This window comes from Amycolatopsis arida, from assembly GCF_900115565.1.
GTDB lineage: Bacteria > Actinomycetota > Actinomycetes > Mycobacteriales > Pseudonocardiaceae > Yuhushiella > Yuhushiella arida.
On the sequence record NZ_FOWW01000001.1, the window covers coordinates 408,781 to 423,167 of the forward strand.

Below are 14,387 nucleotides of genomic sequence, written 5' to 3' on the forward strand. Positions count from 1 at the left end.
TCCGGCCGGGTTGGTGCCGCGCGTGCTCACCCACAGCGCTCGGTCAGCCAGCCGCCGATCGTCTCGGCCACGGCAGCGGGGGCCTCCAGCGGGCTGAGGTGGCCGGCGCCGGGGATCTCCACGAAACGGGCGTCGGGCATGCTCCCGGCCAGCGCGCGGGCGGCGTCGGGCGGAGTGAGCGTGTCGTGCCGGCCGACGACGACCAGCGCGGGCACGGTCGCGGCGCGGAGGAGGTCGGTCGAGTCCGGGCGGTCGGCCATGGCGCGCTGGGCCCACGCCACGCCGGCCGGTGGCTGGTCGTCGACCATCTCGCGCGCCGTGGCCACGACGTCCGGCCCCGCGTCGGGGCCGAGCAGCTTGGGCAGCATCGCGTCGGCCAGCCAGCCCGCGACGCCCTCGCGCTCGGCGCGCTCGGCGACGGCGAGCCGGTTCTCCCTGGCGGCGGCGTCGTCCACGGTGGACTTGGTGTCGACGAGCACCAGCCCGGCGACCCGCTCCGGCGCGGCGCGGAGCACCGCCATGGTGACGTAGCCGCCCATCGAGCAGCCGCCGAGCACGACGCGGTCCAACTCCAGCTTGTCCAGCATGGCGAGGACGTCGCGGGCGGCGTCGTCGAGGGTGGGCGCGCGATCGGTGTCCGGCAGCGGGGAACGGCCGAGCCCGCGCTGGTCGGGGGTGATGAGCCGGGTGCGGGCGGCCAGCGGCTCCCGGACGCCGTGCCACATGCGGGCGTCGACCGGGAAGGCGTGCAGCAGTACCAGAGGGATCATGGTCCGCATTCTGTCGGAGGTGCCGGTTGGGTTCAGTGCCATGCGGCACGACCTGCGTGAACACTGCTGTGTCCGCGCGTCGTGATCACGTGTCGGCGCCGCAGGGCGCGGAGACGCGTGCACAGAACGCGGACACGCGTGCGGGGAGCGCGGACACAGCCGTAGGGGGTCAGCGGCGGCGGGTGCGAGCCTGCCAGCAGCCGCGGTGCCAGTGGCGGCGGTCGGCGACCGAGCCGGTCTCGTCGGCCGGCCACACCACCAGGTGCGGTGTCCCCGGGCGGATCTCGTGGTCGCAGCCGGGACAGCGGTAGAACTTCGTGGCCTGCGCGCCGGGCACGGTGCGCACCACCCAGTCGCCGTCCGGCCCGGACTCCGGGCGCGCCCACCCCGTCGACGGGCCCACGCCGCGGGGCACGTCGAGCCGGGGTCGGTTCCGTCGGGGCACGGCTCCACGGTAAGCGAGTCAGCCCGCGAAATAGGCGGCGGGCGGCAGGCCCACCCCCTTCCGGAACGCGGCCGCGAACGCGCTCGGCGTGGCATACCCGACGCGGCGTGCCACCGCGGCCAGCGGCATTCCCTCCGCCAGCATCGGCAGCGCCGCTCGCAGCCGAGCCTGGGTCCGCCATCGCCCGAACGTCAGCCCCGTCTCCGCCCGGAAGATCCGGGTCAGGTGCCGCGGGCTGGCGCCCACCTCCCGGCCGAAGTCGGCCAGGTCCCGCTGGTCGGCGGGGTCGGCCAGCAGCGCGTCGGCCACCCGGCGGGCCCGCGGGTCGGCCGGCCGCGGCGCCCCGATCGGCGCCACCGCGACCGGTTCGAGCAGGTCGAACACCACCGCCTCGGCCCGTAGCCGCGCGGGCGGGGTGAGCTCACCGTGGGTCAGGTACTCCAGCAGCTCGCGCAGCAACGGCCCGACCGCCACCATCGCCGGCGCCGGCCAGTCCACCGGGCAGCGGGCCGGGTCGAGGTACACCCCGCGCAGCGCCGCCCGCCCCGCCGCCCCGGTGCGGTGCACGACCCCGGCGGGCAGCCACAGCGCCCGGTTCGGCGGCAGCACCCACTGCACGGCCCCCACCTCGACCAGCGCCACCCCGCCGGCCGCCCAGGCCAGCTGGTGATGGTTGTGCACGTGCGCGGGCGTCCAGCCGTTGACCGGCAGTGCGAACTCCCCCAGCACCATCGCGCCGACCCCGGGTGGCACGACCCCCACGACATGTCCGTCTGGCGACATCACGTGGCACCCTAACGTCTTTCGGACACGCCGGCTCGCTTCTAGCGTCGAAGCCCATGAACTGGTTGCACCGCAAGATCTGCGGCTCCGCCCGCTGGGCGCGGAAGGTGGAGCGCGACATGCTGCCGTGGGCACTCGACGGCGTGGACCTCGGCGACCGGGTGCTGGAGATCGGCCCCGGCTACGGCGCCACGCTCCGTCCGCTCGCCGCCAGGGCGCCGAAGCTGACCGCCGTGGAGCTCGACCCGACGCTGGCCGCCCGGCTGAGCGCCGAGCACGGCGACCGCGTGCGGGTCGTCCAGGGTGACGGCGCGGACCTGCCGCTGGACGGCGCGCGGTTCGACGCGGTGGTGTGCTTCACGATGCTGCACCACGTCCCCACCCCGGCGCGGCAGGACGCCCTGTTCGCCGAGGCACTGCGGGTGCTGCGGCCCGGCGGGACCTTCGCCGGCGCCGACGGGGTGGACCGGTGGCCGTTCCGGTTGCTGCACCTCGGCGACACCTACCAGCCGGTGCCGCCGGAGACGCTGCCCGCGCGGCTGCGCGCCGCCGGCTTCGTCGACGTCACCACCAGCGTGGTCGAGGGTCGGGTGCAGCGGTTCCGGGCGCGCCGGCCGTGACGCTCAGGCGGATGCCAGCGCCAGCGGCACCAGCTGCTCGGCGCGGGTGAGCGAGCCGTGCTGGCCGACCAGCGACGACTCGACCGGCTCGGCGAGCCCGCGCAGCACGCCGAACCGGCCCCGGGCGGCCGCCACGATCTCGCCGATCCGCGGCCGCACGTGGTCGGCCACCCGCGGGCCGAACCAGCCGGCGGCGATCGCCTCCTCCCGCGGCAGCACCCACGCCCGGTCACCGAGCACGGCCCGCCACGTGGCGAGCACGTCGGCGGCCGCACCCTTCTCGGGGTAGACGTGCCGGGCCCGCACCTCCCCGGCCAGCGCCCGCACGCCGGCGATCAGCTCCGGGGTGTCGTCGATGTCCACGACGGACTCGTCGAGGGCGACCATGCCGTGGTCGGCGACCACGGCGAGCAGAGCTCCGGCCGGCAGTCCGTCCACAAGGGACTCCACCAGTCGGTCGACCTGGCGCAGTTGCAGCCGCCACGCCGGCGAGCCGGGGCCGTGCAGGTGACCGAGCATGTCCAGGTCGCCGTGGTAGGCCCAGCAGAAGCTGTTCGGCTCGGCGAGCGCGGCGAGGGCGCCCGCGGCAAGGTCACCGAGCGCGTGCACGCCCACGTACCGGCCACCGCGCAGCACCGCGCGGGTCAGCGGGGTGTCGGCGAACCGGGCGGCGGACACCACGCTGACGGCCAGCCCGGCGGCCTCGGCCCGGCTGAACGTGGTCGGCAGTGGTTGCACCCGCTCGGGTGGCGCCGCGCCGCGCAGATCCTCCCCGCCCGGCTGCGCGCACCAGGTCAACGCGTTGAGCACGCCCGCGCCCGGAACCTCAAACGAGTACCCGACCATCCCGTGCTCGCCGGCGGGCACGCCGGTGCCGATTGCGGACAGCCCGGCGGCCGTGGTGGACGGGTAACCGACCTTCAGCGGCCGGCGGTGCAGCGCGCTCAGCACGGGCGCGTCGGCGGCGTACTCGTCGAGCAGGTCCCAGCCGAGGCCGTCGACCAGCAGCACGCAGCCACGGGTGGCCTCGGGCAGGTCGAGGGTGTCGACGAACGTCGGCACCCCGAGCGTGGCCAGCAGGGACGGCACGACCTGGGCCAGGTGGGGCACTCGGTCGTCGAGCACGGGATCGGCGAGATCGGTGGGAGTCACGGCCACGAGCTTCTCACCCCGAACGGGTGGCCGGGATAATCGCCCCATGCCGACCTACGCCTACCGCTGCCGCGAGTGCACCACGACCTTCGAGTTGAACCGCCCGATGAGCGAGTCGAGCGCGCCCGCGACGTGCCCGGACGGCCACCGCGACACGGTCAAGCTGCTGACCACCGTCGCGCTGACCGGCACGACCAGCGGTGGCGGCGCGGCACCCGCTGGCGGCGGCTGCTGCGGCGGAGGCTGCTGCGGCGGCTGACCCCGCGTCCTTGCCCGCCGCGACCTCAGCTGACCGCCGCCGGGGTCCGGCCTCCCCCGCGGATCAACGCGGCCCCATACGCCACCAGCCAGACCACCCACAGCAGCCAGCCGACGAGGCCGAGCAGCCCGAAGGGCCCGCCGTGGTCCATGACCACCGGGGCGAGGGTGGCCGAGCCGAACAGCAGCGCGGCGGCCACCAGTCCCACAATGCCGTGCCACGGGTGGAGAAGACCGGCCCGGCGCCCGCTGACCGACAAACCGACGAGGGCGAGGGCCAGGAAGGTGCCGTTGAGGGTGAACAGCGCCTCGTGCAACGCCCAGAGCCCGGTGGCAGCGTCCGCGGGGGCGGCCGCGAGGGCGAGCCGGATCGCGACGACCCCGGCGAAGGCGGCGTTCTGCAGGGCCACGCCGGCGAACCCGACCAGCGACCAGGCCTCGCCTCGGTCCCGCTCGGATCGGCGCGCGGCGGCGACCGCGGCGGCGCCGAAGAGGGTGGCCAGCACCCAGGCGAGCGGGGTGAGCGCGGACGACACGGCGACGACGTCGCCCCGCGTGCCGAAGAAGGTGATGACCTGGCCGAGGTCAGCACCGGTGGGTGGCAGGCCGGCGGGCACCGCGACCACGTTGGCGAGGACGATCACGAGGGCGAAGCCGACCGCGGCGAGTCCACCCAGCTGGCCGAATCCAGCATTCATTTTACGCAACATATATTCAATATAGTGATGGCGAACATGGAGAAGACCGAAGGGTGGGGAGCCGATGAGCGCGAAGGACGGCCGGCGGCGCTACGACTCGTTGCGCCGGGCCGCGCAGGCGCGCGAGACGCGCGCCGAGATCGCACGCGCCGCCCGGAGGTGCTTCGTCGAGCGGGGGTGGGCGGCGACGACCGTGCGCGACGTGGCACGCGAGGCCGGCGTCTCGGTGCCGACGGTGTACTCCGCCTACGCCAACAAGGCCGGGCTCGCCATGGCGCTGGCCGACGCGGCGGACCTGGCCGCCGACGTGCCACGGATGGTCGCCGACCTGGAGGACGCGGCGGATGACCCGGCGCGGCAGCTCGCGGCGATGGCGGCCTACGACCGACGGTTGTTCGAGCGGGAGGGTGACGTCATCGCGCTGGTGCGCGAGGCGGGCCGCACCGAGCCCGAGTTGGCGACGACCTACGCCGACGCCCGCCGCCGCGCCGACGAGACCAGGGTGCGGGTGTTCACCGCCTGGCCCACCGAGGCGTTCCGCTCCGGGGTTGACGTCGAGTCCGCGGTGGACATCTACGCCGGACTGTGCAACATCGACGTCTACACCACCCTCACCGTCGAGCGCGGCTGGTCGGCCGACCGGGTCGAGCGATGGTGGAGCGGGGTGTTGCGTCGCGAGCTCCTCGCCTGAGGCGGTGCGTACTCGGCAGCAGGTTGTCCCCATCCCCCACTAGTGATCCACGGATGCGGGAGCCAAGCCACGACGCGGCAGCCCTACTCGGGCCGCGCCGGCAGCGCCGGCCAGATTCGCTCGGCGAGTGCCCTGGCCGCCGCGCAGGCATCGCCGCCGGCGGGCCGCACTTCGACCCTCGCGAACTCCCGGTCGTACGGCTTGGTCGCCGAGAAGTGGACGTGTGGGGTCTCGACCAGGCAGGAACCACCGTCGAGCGGGGTCACCCGGGAGGGGCGCCCGCCGATGGTCTCGGCGAACTCGTCCGCATCGCCCAGTTCCTGGATCGCGAACTCGAGGAACGCGGCCGGCCCTGGCTCGTCCCATCGGCTGCCCCACCCGCACAGGTGGCCGGTCGGCTCGGGGCTCACCGGCGCCGCCCCGCCGAGCGCCGCCTCGACCTCCGCTTCCGGCACGAGCACGCACGCGTCGAGCCGGCCGAGGGACTCCTCGCGAAAGGTCAACCGCCCTACCCGCCTGGTGGTCAGCCACGACCGGACCCCGTCGATCGTCGCGTCGGCGAGCCGGCACAGCGCGGCGGACGGCACGACGGGATAGCCCTCCGGGTACGTCGCGTGCACCTGCAGGCTCACTCCGTCCGAGAACTCCAGGAAGCGATAACAGACGCCGGGTTCGAGACCGTCGAAGCGCTCGACCTTCCAACCGTGCGGCAGGGAGACCGTCTCGTCCGGTGGCTGGCCGAGCACGCTGGTCGGCGCTTCGGAGAGATGCCCGATGCCCAGCAGGACCCGGCCCTCCGCCGCGGTGACCTCCGCCATGCAGGCGGCGAAGTCCGGCCGCACCCGCTCCAACCGCACGTCACCGAGCGCGCCGAGGTCGAGCAGGGTGCAGTAGTCGACGGTGGCGAGGTCGCCGAGCACGGCCTTCGACGTGAGCGGGCGGGCCAGCCGCTCCACCTCCTGCGCGTTCGGCACGGCCTTCCCCGGCTCCACCACCGCACACCCCGCCAGCAGCACGGCGCCCACCAGTGCGCAGAGCGCCGCGCGCCCGATCCGTCCCATGCGCGGTGTATCCGGCTGATCCACGACGCCGTTACCGGGCTACGCCGCCGGCAGCGCCGCCCACACCCGCTCGGCGAGCGCCCTGGCCGCCGCGCAGGCATCACCCTCGGCCGGCCGCGCCTCGACGCCGACGACCTCCACCTCGCCGGGGACGTCCGGGTCGAAGTCGATGTGCGGGGTCTCCACCAGGCACGTGTCGTCGGCCGGGAGCACCGCCGCCGCCCGGCCGGCGACGGTCTCCGGGAACTCATCCTCGCGCTCCTCCGACTCGACCACCCGGACCGTGAACGCCACCAACGCGGCCGGCCCCGGCAGATCCCACCGCCCCCACAGGCAGGAATGGCCGGTAGGCGTGGGCCGAGCCGGGGCGGGGCCGCCGACCGCGGCCTCGACCTCCGGCTGCGGCACGAGCGCGCACGCGTCGAGGTGGCCGAGCGAGCCCTCCCGGAGCGGCAGCCGGGTGGGCGGCTTCTCGACCAACCATGCGCGGGCCGCCCCCACGGCGACCTCGGCGACCCGGCACAGCGCGGCGACCGGAACGTCGGGGTCGACGTCGGTGCGCGTGACCTCGACCTGCAGGCTGATCCCGTCGGGGAACACCAGGAACCGGTAGCACGCCTCCGGGTCCAGGTCGGCGTAGCGCTCCATCCGCCAGCCGTGCGGCTGCGCGACCGTCCCGTCCGGCTCGCCGAGCACGCTCGTGGACACCTCCGCCAGGTCACCGACGCGGAGCACCACCCGCCCCTCCTCGGCGACCACTCCGAACTCGCACCAGCCGAAGCTCTCCTGGGTCCACCTGACCGTCCCGCCGGTGGCTTCCATGACCGCGAGGTCGAGCGTGGTGCAGTAGTCGATGGTGGCGAGCTCCCCCAGCACGTCGCGCGCGGTCAGCGGCTCGGCGAGCCGCTCCATCTCCCGTGCGTCGGGCACCGCCGTGCCCCGCTCCACCACCGCACACCCCGCCAGCAGCACGGCGCCCACCAGTGCGCAGAGCGCCACGCGCCCGATCCGTCCCATGCGCCGTGTATCACCCGGTGGGGTAAGTCGTTACTCGTCGAAGTCGCGCTCCACCAGGCCGCGGATCCGTTCCAGCGCCTCGTCCGCGCGCTTGCCACTGGCCCTGACCTCGATCGTGTCGCCCTGCCGGGCGCCGAGGGACATCAACGCCAGCACGCTGTGCCCGTCGGCCTCCTCGTCGCCCAGCCGCACCCGGACGTCCGCCTCGATGCCGGCGATGCCGCGGGCCAGCAGCGCCGCCGGCCGCGCGTGCAGGCCCACGTCGTTGCGCAGGGTCAGCCGCAGCGTGCTGGCCCCGGCATCGGCCTCCGGCCGGTCCAGGTCGACCGGCGCCGCCGCGCCCGCGGCGGCCTCGGCCACGGCCGCCATGTCGGCCCCGCCCTGCGCGGCGACCGCGGCCGCCACCGCGCCCTCCACCAGTGGCGCGTCGGCGACCATCGCCGCCGACTCCAGCGTCTCCACCACCATCTCCGCCGTCAGCTGCGCGCTGCCGAGGTCGTAGAGCAGGACCACGCCGTCGCCGGTGTCGGCCGCCCGCACGGCGTCGACCACCGAATCGTGGTCGGTGCCGATCCCGCCGCCCGGCAACCCGCCGGCCGGCCGCACGGTCACGTCCGGCGCCATCTGCGCGGCCAGCTCGGCCACCCCCTCGGCCAGCTTGGCGCTGTGCGAGACCAGCACGAGCCCCACGCTCATCGGGCCGCCTCCGCGAACGCGCGCAGCAGCAGCGCCGACGAGCGGGCACCCGGGTCCAGGTGCCCCACGCCGCGCTCCCCGAGATAGGACGCCCTTCCCTTGCGCGCCACCATGTCCACGGTGGACTGTGCGCCGCCGTCGGCGGCCGCGGCGGCCGAGGTCAGCACCACCGCGACGTCGTCCCCGTCCCGTGCGGAGTCCGCGGCGGCCTTCGCGGCGGGCTCCAGCGCGTCGATCATCGTGGCGTCGCCCACCTCCGCCTTGCCGCGCGCCCGCACACCGTCGACCGCCGCGCGCAACGCCTCGGCCACCCCGGCACCGTCCATGGTGGCCCGGTCGCCGAGCGCGGTGGCCGCGCGGAGGAACGCCGTGCCGTACAGCGGCCCAGCCGCGCCGCCGACCTTGGAGATGAGTGTGGTGGCGGCCAGCTTCAGCACCGCGCCCGGCGTCTCCGGCACAGCCTGGTCCAGAGTGGACACGACGGCGGTGAAGCCGCGGTGCAGGTTCTCCCCGTGGTCACCGTCGCCGATCGCCCGGTCCAGCTCCACCAGCTCGACGCGGTGCTCGGCGACCTTCTCGGCCGCGGTCCGCAGCGCGGCCGCGACATCCTTCGCGGTGCAGGCCATGTCACACCCCCCAACGCAACGCGGCCGTGTGGACCGGATCGTCCCACAGCCTGGTCAGCTCGTCGTCCAGCTTCAGCAGCGTGATGCTGATGCCCTGCATCTCCAGGCTGGTGATGTAGGGCCCGACCAGCCGCCGACGCACGCCGATGCCGCGCTCGGCGAGCCGTCGCTCGGCGATGCCGTGCGCCAGGTAGAGCTCGAGCATCGGCGTGCCGCCCATCGAGTTGGTGAACAGCAGCACGTCGTCGCCGCGCTCGAACGGCAGGTCCTCGACCACCGCCGCGACCAGCCGCTCGACCAGCGCGTCGGCCGGCTCGGCGGTCATCCGCTCCCGGCCGGGCTCGCCGTGGATGCCGATGCCGAACTCGATCTCGTCCGGGCCGAGCGCGAAGCTGGGCTCACCGACGTGCGGCACGGTGGGCGCGGTGAGCGCCACGCCGATCGACCGCACCTGCCCGACCACCCTGCGGGCCAACGACTCCAGCTCGTCGAGCGAGTCCCCGCGCTCGGCCGCGGCGCCGACCAGCTTCTCCAGCAGCACGGTCCCACCCACGCCGCGCCGGCCCGCGGTGAACGTCGAGTCGGCCACCGCCACGTCGTCGTCGATCACCACGCTGCGCACGTCCCGCCCTTCAGCCGCGGCGAGCTCGGCCGCGGTCTCGAAGTTGAGCACGTCGCCGGTGTAGTTCTTCACGATCAGCAGTGCGCCCTTGTCACCGGTGACCGCCTGGATCGCCGACTGCACGGCGTCGGGCGTGGGCGAGGTGAACACCGCCCCCGGCACCGCGGCGTCGAGCATGCCCCGGCCGACGAACCCGCCGTGCAGCGGCTCGTGCCCGGATCCGCCGCCGGAGATCACCGCCACCTTGCCGCCGACCGGCGCACCGGCGCGCAGCACGACGGCGGGCTCGTCGCGCACGTCGAGGATGTCGCCGTGCGCGGCGGCGAGGCCGCGCAGCGACTCGGCGACCACCGTCGCGGGATCGTTGATGATCTTCTTCACGCGGACCTCCAGCTCGCCGACGACTGATCGCCTGCCCTTCCTACCGCCGATCGGCCGCGCGCGCCATGGCGGGCGAGGGTCGGCGTCAGGCGCGGGGCAGGGCGGCGCGGACGGCGTCGACCAGCGTGCGGGCCTTGCCGCAGGGATCCACGTCGTCGACCTCGGCGCCGGGCCACGAGTAGTCCACCGCCACCAGCTCGCCGAGGTCGTCCCCGGCCGGCCGGTGCTGCCAGGTGATCGTGCACTTGCCGAGGCCGGCGACGCCCCTTTCCCGGTAGCCGGTGACCCCGCCGCCGAGATCCACCGGCTCCTTGCCGTCGCCGCCCCGTGGCGGGACGCCGAGCCGGAGGTCGAGTAGCACCGCCGGCCCGGTGTCCCGCCACGAGCAACCGTGCAGGCCGCTGGCCTGGTGCTTCTCGCTCACCCCCACGGCCGACATCACTCCGGCGTCCAGCACCGCGCACGGGTCGACGCCGAGCAGCGAACCCGGTTCGGGGGATCGCCTGGGTGGCTGGTCGCCCAGCGTGGCGATCACCTTGTCCAGCACGGTACGTCCGGCCCGGCAGGGGTCACCGCCCTCGTAGGTCACCTGGGCGCTGATGCCGAGGTTGGGGTCGCGCGAGGTGACCGCGCTGGCGAAGCACGTCCCGTCGTCCTGCTCGCGCTCCACCAGCGGCAGCCCGGCGATGGCGGCCGTCGCGTCGCGCGCGTTGGCGACGGGATCGCCGAGCTGCAGGGAGATCCGCGCCGTCTTGCCGCCCGCGTCGCGGATCCGGGTGGCGCACCGGTCCCAGCCGGAGGGCCGCGGTTCGTCGGCCTGCCCCAGCTCCCGCAGCACGTCGGCCTCGACGAGGGCGCACGGGTCCACCAGCCGCAGGGCCTCGGTGGCCACGGCGGGGTCGGTGATCGGGCCGGTGGGAGCCCTGCCCTGGCCGCCGGCGCCGGGCTCGACGGGAACGGTGGTGCGCGGGAAGTTGGCCTTGCCGAGGTCGGGTCCGGCGCACGCGGCCAGCGCCAGTCCGAGCAGCACGGCCGGCACGGCACGGCGAAGTCGGGCGGAGGTCAGCACGGGTGCACGGTAGCGGGATCGTCCGGCCGGGGTGCGCGGAACCCGCGGGTCACTCCGGGCGGTACCGCTGCTCCTGCTCGCTCTCCGGCACCGGCACCGCGATCGGGCGCAGCACCACCCAGACGACGAAGAGCCCGGCGAAGATCAGCATCCCGATGCCGGCCCAGAGGTTGATGTTCAGCCCGGCGGCCTTCGCGATGTCCTCGTCGCTGGTGAACCCGATCCCCATCACGGTGAGCACCAGGCCGTACACGCCGATCAGCAGCGCGATGACCAGGCGGATGTCGAAGGCGCCGGCCCGGCGCGTCCTGGTTTTCCTCGCCATTGCTCGGCCCTCCTAGAAGAAGATGATGTTGAGCAGGATCGTGATCGCCAGCGCGATCCCGGCGAGCAGGACCGGCCTGCGGTACCAGACGGCGTCCTCGCCCCTGCCGATGTGCTGGCGCGTCTCCTTCGGGGTCAGCGAGTACACCAGACCGACGAGCTGCGCGTCCGGCTTCGGTGCGGTGACGGAGGTGACGGCGACGCTCACCGCGATGTCCACCACGAAGGCGGCGCCGGCGCCCACGAACGCCGCGCCCTGGCCGGGCAGGTCCCACACCCCGGTCTCGGCGAGGGCGAACACGCCAACCGCCGCGAGGATGCCGGAGACCAGGCCCGTCCAGCCGGCGGTCGGGGTCATCCGCTTCCAGAACATCCCGAGGATGAACGTGGCGAACAGCGGCGCGTTGAAGAAGGAGAACAGCTGCTGCAGGTAGTCCATCAGGTTGGCGTAGGTGGAGGCGATGAACGCCGTGCCGATCGCGAGGATGGTCGCGACGGCGGTGACCACCCGGCCCACCCGCAGGTAGTAGCCGTCGGGGCGGTCCTTCTTGATGTAGGACTGCCAGATGTCGTAGGTGAACACGGTGTTGAACGAGCTCAGGTTGGCCGCCATGCCCGCCATGAACGACGCGAGCAGGCCGGCGATGGCGATGCCGAGCATGCCGTTGGGCAGCAGGTCGCGGATGAGCAGCAGCAGCGCGTCGTTGAACGTCGCCCCGCTCGGCGCGCCCTCCCCGGCCAGCAGCGCGGCCTTGTTCTCGCCCATCAGCTCGGTGACCGTGACGCCGGCGATCATGCCGGGGATGATCACGATGAACGGGATGAACATCTTCGGGAACGCCCCGATGATCGGGGTGCGCCGGGCCGCCGACATGCTCTTCGACGCCATCGCGCGCTGGACCTCGACGAAGTTGGTGGTCCAGTAGCCGAAGGAGAGCACGAAGCCGAGGCCGAAGACGAGCCCCAGGACGGAGAGGAAGTTGCTGCCGAAGCCGGTGAGCTGGTTGCCGGGCCAGGTGGACAGCTGCTCGGCGCCGCCGGGCCCGCCCGAGACGCGGTCGACCAGCCCCTGCCAGCCGCCGACCTTGTGGAGACCGACGATCGTCAGCGGCAGCAGCGCGGCCACGATCACGAAGAACTGGAGCACCTCGTTGTAGATGGCCGCGGACAGCCCGCCGAGCGCGGTGTAGGTCAGCACGATCACCGCGGCGAGGATCACCGACACCCAGATGGGCCAGCCGAGCAGCAGGTTGATCACGCTGGCGAGCAGGAACAGGTTGGCGCCGGCGATGAGGATCTGGGCGGTGGCGAAGCTGATGCCGTTGACCAAATGGGCGGTGGGGTTGAAGCGGCGCAGCATGAACTCGGGGACGCTGCGCACCTTGGAGCCGTAGTAGAAGGGCATCATCACGACGCCGAGGAAGAGCATCGCCGGGACGGCGCCGATCCAGAAGTAGTGCGCGGTCGGCATGCCGTACTGCGCGCCGTTGGCGGACATGCCCATGACCTCGATGGCGCCGAGGTTGGCGGCGATGAACGCCAGGCCGGTCACCCAGGCGGGCAGTGAGCGGCCGGAGAGGAAGAAGTCGAGGCTGGTGGACACCTGCCGGCGAGCCAGGTAGCCGATGCCCAGCACCAGCGTGAAGTAGAACGCGAGCAAGACGTAGTCGATCGCGTTCGCGTCGAGGCGCAGGTTCGCCTCGGCCAGCACGTGCACCCGACCCACCTCCTGAGTCAACACCATCCAACAACACCGACCAACAACCGGCTGGGAGCGCACACTACTGGATCAGTCCAGCGGGGTGAATCCGAGTGAGTGATCCTGTCCGGTTCGGCGGTCTCACCCGACTGGTCGGGGTGGTTGACGGCTTGAGCAGGCTCAGAAGAGGCGGAACTCGTCCGACTCGATGCCGCGCAGCGCGTCGTAGTCGAGGGTCACGCAGCGGATGCCCCGGTCCTCGGCCAGGGTGCGGGCCTGCGGCCGGATCTGCTGCGCGGCGAACACGCCCTTGACCGGGGCGAGCAGCGGGTCGCGGTTGAGCAGCTCGAGGTAGCGGGTGAGCTGCTCGACGCCGTCGATCTCGCCGCGGCGCTTGATCTCCACGGCCACCGAGGCGCCGGCGGCGTCGCGGGCCATGATGTCGACCGGCCCGATCGCGGTCGGGAACTCCCGGCGGACCAGCGAGTACCCCTCGCCGAGCGTGGTGATGTGCTCGGCCAGCAGCTCCTGCAGGTGCGCCTCGACGCCGTCCTTCACCAGGCCGGGCTCGGCACCGAGGTCGTGCGAGACGTCGTCGAGCACCTCCTCGATGGTGATGACGAGCTTCTCGCCCGACTTGTTCTCCACGATCCAGAGGTCGCCGTCCTCGATCAGCCAGCAGGGCGGGCTCATCCAGTTCAGCGGCTTGTAGGCGCGGTCGTCGGAGTGCACCGACACCGAGCCGTCGGCCTTGACGAGCAGCAACCTGATAGCCATCGGCAGGTGGGCGGTGAGCCTGCCGGCGTAGTCGACCTGACACCGAGCGATCACGAGACGCACGCAGGGAAGCGTAGGCGAGCGCCTCCGGCGGACATACTGGGCCTCATGCACTCGATCGAACGCACCAGCTCCCGGGAGATCTACCGCAACGACTGGCTGGTCCTGCGCGAGGACGGCATCCGCCGGCCGGACGGCTCACCCGGGATCTACGCGGTGGTCGACAAACCGACCTATGCCCTGGTGATCCCGCTCGACGGGGACCGGCTCCGGCTGGTGGAGCAGTTCCGCTACCCGGTCGGCGCACGGCGGTGGGAGTTCCCGCAGGGCACCGCACCGGAGCGGGCCGACGTGCCGCCGGCCGAGCTGGCCGCGCGGGAGCTGCGCGAGGAGACCGGACTGACCGCTCGGTCCATCGTGGACATCGGCGGACTGGACGCCGCACCCGGGATGACCAGTCAGCGGGGCCGGGTGTTCCTCGCCACGGAACTGACCGAGGGGGAGCCCGAGCGGGAGGCCGAGGAGCAGGACATGCGGTCGGCGTGGTTCTCCCGGGTGGAGTTCGAGAAGATGATCGCCGCCGGCGAGCTCACCGACGCGCAGTCCCTCGCGGCCTACACCCTGCTGCTCCTCCACGAGCGCCGCTGAGCCGAGGGACTCGGCGCGGCCCGGCGGCCGCGCCCGGGCACGAGTCGGCG

The 14,387-nt window shown here is 73.6% G+C and carries 18 protein-coding genes; 4 read left to right on the forward strand and 14 right to left on the reverse strand.

Translation table 11 applies throughout. The annotated features are described in order from the left end of the window. Positions 1–26: 26 nt before the first annotated feature. From BM051_RS01940 to BM051_RS01950, 3 genes are all read right to left on the reverse strand, one after another. Positions 27–770, reverse strand: coding sequence for an alpha/beta fold hydrolase (locus BM051_RS01940; protein WP_424923274.1), 744 nt, complete (start codon positions 768–770; stop codon positions 27–29). Between the two features lie 169 nt (positions 771–939). Next, complete coding sequence (locus BM051_RS01945) at positions 940–1,215, reverse strand: hypothetical protein (RefSeq protein ID WP_092526942.1); 276 nt, start codon at positions 1,213–1,215, stop codon at positions 940–942. Positions 1,216–1,233: 18 nt separating this feature from the next. Continuing rightward, complete coding sequence (locus tag BM051_RS01950; RefSeq protein ID WP_092528399.1) at positions 1,234–1,947, reverse strand: AraC family transcriptional regulator; 714 nt, start codon at positions 1,945–1,947, stop codon at positions 1,234–1,236. Positions 1,948–2,054: 107 nt separating this feature from the next. Here BM051_RS01950 and BM051_RS01955 point away from each other — a divergent pair, with 107 nt between their 5' ends. Then, the gene (locus tag BM051_RS01955) at positions 2,055–2,618 is read left to right on the forward strand and encodes a class I SAM-dependent methyltransferase (protein ID WP_092526945.1); all 564 of its coding nucleotides are present in this window, start codon (positions 2,055–2,057) and stop codon (positions 2,616–2,618) included. Between the two features lie 3 nt (positions 2,619–2,621). Here the strand turns inward: BM051_RS01955 and BM051_RS01960 are convergent, their stop codons facing one another. After that, positions 2,622–3,770, reverse strand: coding sequence for an alkaline phosphatase family protein (locus tag BM051_RS01960; RefSeq protein WP_243859501.1), 1,149 nt, complete (start codon positions 3,768–3,770; stop codon positions 2,622–2,624). A 46-nt stretch (positions 3,771–3,816) separates the two neighbouring features. On the opposite strand from BM051_RS01960, the gene BM051_RS01965 reads away from it, so the two are divergent. After that, the gene (locus BM051_RS01965) at positions 3,817–4,029 is read left to right on the forward strand and encodes an FmdB family zinc ribbon protein (protein WP_092526951.1); all 213 of its coding nucleotides are present in this window, start codon (positions 3,817–3,819) and stop codon (positions 4,027–4,029) included. A 25-nt stretch (positions 4,030–4,054) separates the two neighbouring features. Here BM051_RS01965 and BM051_RS01970 read toward each other — a convergent pair whose 3' ends face one another. After that, positions 4,055–4,726, reverse strand: a complete 672-nt coding sequence (locus tag BM051_RS01970) for a hypothetical protein (protein WP_208325923.1) — start codon at positions 4,724–4,726, stop codon at positions 4,055–4,057. A 64-nt stretch (positions 4,727–4,790) separates the two neighbouring features. On the opposite strand from BM051_RS01970, the gene BM051_RS01975 reads away from it, so the two are divergent. Beyond that, positions 4,791–5,417, forward strand: coding sequence for a TetR/AcrR family transcriptional regulator (locus BM051_RS01975; RefSeq protein WP_092526954.1), 627 nt, complete (start codon positions 4,791–4,793; stop codon positions 5,415–5,417). An 83-nt stretch (positions 5,418–5,500) separates the two neighbouring features. Here BM051_RS01975 and BM051_RS01980 read toward each other — a convergent pair whose 3' ends face one another. From BM051_RS01980 to nucS, 9 genes are all read right to left on the reverse strand, one after another. Beyond that, positions 5,501–6,478, reverse strand: a complete 978-nt coding sequence (locus BM051_RS01980; protein ID WP_092526957.1) for a hypothetical protein — start codon at positions 6,476–6,478, stop codon at positions 5,501–5,503. Positions 6,479–6,517: 39 nt separating this feature from the next. Next, positions 6,518–7,495 carry a DUF3558 family protein gene (locus BM051_RS01985; RefSeq protein ID WP_092526960.1) on the reverse strand — a complete coding sequence of 326 codons (978 nt, stop codon included), beginning with the start codon at positions 7,493–7,495 and terminating at the stop codon, positions 6,518–6,520. A 30-nt stretch (positions 7,496–7,525) separates the two neighbouring features. Further along, complete coding sequence (dhaM, locus tag BM051_RS01990; RefSeq protein ID WP_092526963.1) at positions 7,526–8,191, reverse strand: dihydroxyacetone kinase phosphoryl donor subunit DhaM; 666 nt, start codon at positions 8,189–8,191, stop codon at positions 7,526–7,528. Further along, the gene (gene dhaL, locus BM051_RS01995) at positions 8,188–8,817 is read right to left on the reverse strand and encodes a dihydroxyacetone kinase subunit DhaL (RefSeq protein WP_092526966.1); all 630 of its coding nucleotides are present in this window, start codon (positions 8,815–8,817) and stop codon (positions 8,188–8,190) included. Before dhaL ends, dhaM begins: the two co-directional genes overlap by 4 nt. Position 8,818: 1 nt before the next feature. Beyond that, entirely contained in the window at positions 8,819–9,820 is a 1,002-nt protein-coding gene (gene dhaK, locus BM051_RS02000; protein ID WP_092526969.1) for a dihydroxyacetone kinase subunit DhaK, read from the reverse strand. An 85-nt stretch (positions 9,821–9,905) separates the two neighbouring features. Continuing rightward, positions 9,906–10,889, reverse strand: a complete 984-nt coding sequence (locus BM051_RS02005; RefSeq protein WP_092526972.1) for a DUF3558 domain-containing protein — start codon at positions 10,887–10,889, stop codon at positions 9,906–9,908. A 49-nt stretch (positions 10,890–10,938) separates the two neighbouring features. Then, positions 10,939–11,214, reverse strand: coding sequence for a hypothetical protein (locus tag BM051_RS02010; RefSeq protein WP_092526975.1), 276 nt, complete (start codon positions 11,212–11,214; stop codon positions 10,939–10,941). Between the two features lie 12 nt (positions 11,215–11,226). Next, positions 11,227–12,930, reverse strand: coding sequence for a sodium:solute symporter family protein (locus BM051_RS02015; protein ID WP_092526978.1), 1,704 nt, complete (start codon positions 12,928–12,930; stop codon positions 11,227–11,229). A 162-nt stretch (positions 12,931–13,092) separates the two neighbouring features. After that, positions 13,093–13,752 (reverse strand): endonuclease NucS, encoded by a 660-nt coding sequence (gene nucS, locus BM051_RS02020; protein WP_166677691.1) that lies wholly within the window; start codon positions 13,750–13,752, stop codon positions 13,093–13,095. Between the two features lie 45 nt (positions 13,753–13,797). On the opposite strand from nucS, the gene BM051_RS02025 reads away from it, so the two are divergent. Further along, positions 13,798–14,337 carry an NUDIX domain-containing protein gene (locus tag BM051_RS02025; protein WP_092526984.1) on the forward strand — a complete coding sequence of 180 codons (540 nt, stop codon included), beginning with the start codon at positions 13,798–13,800 and terminating at the stop codon, positions 14,335–14,337. The last annotated feature ends 50 nt before the right edge of the window (positions 14,338–14,387 follow it).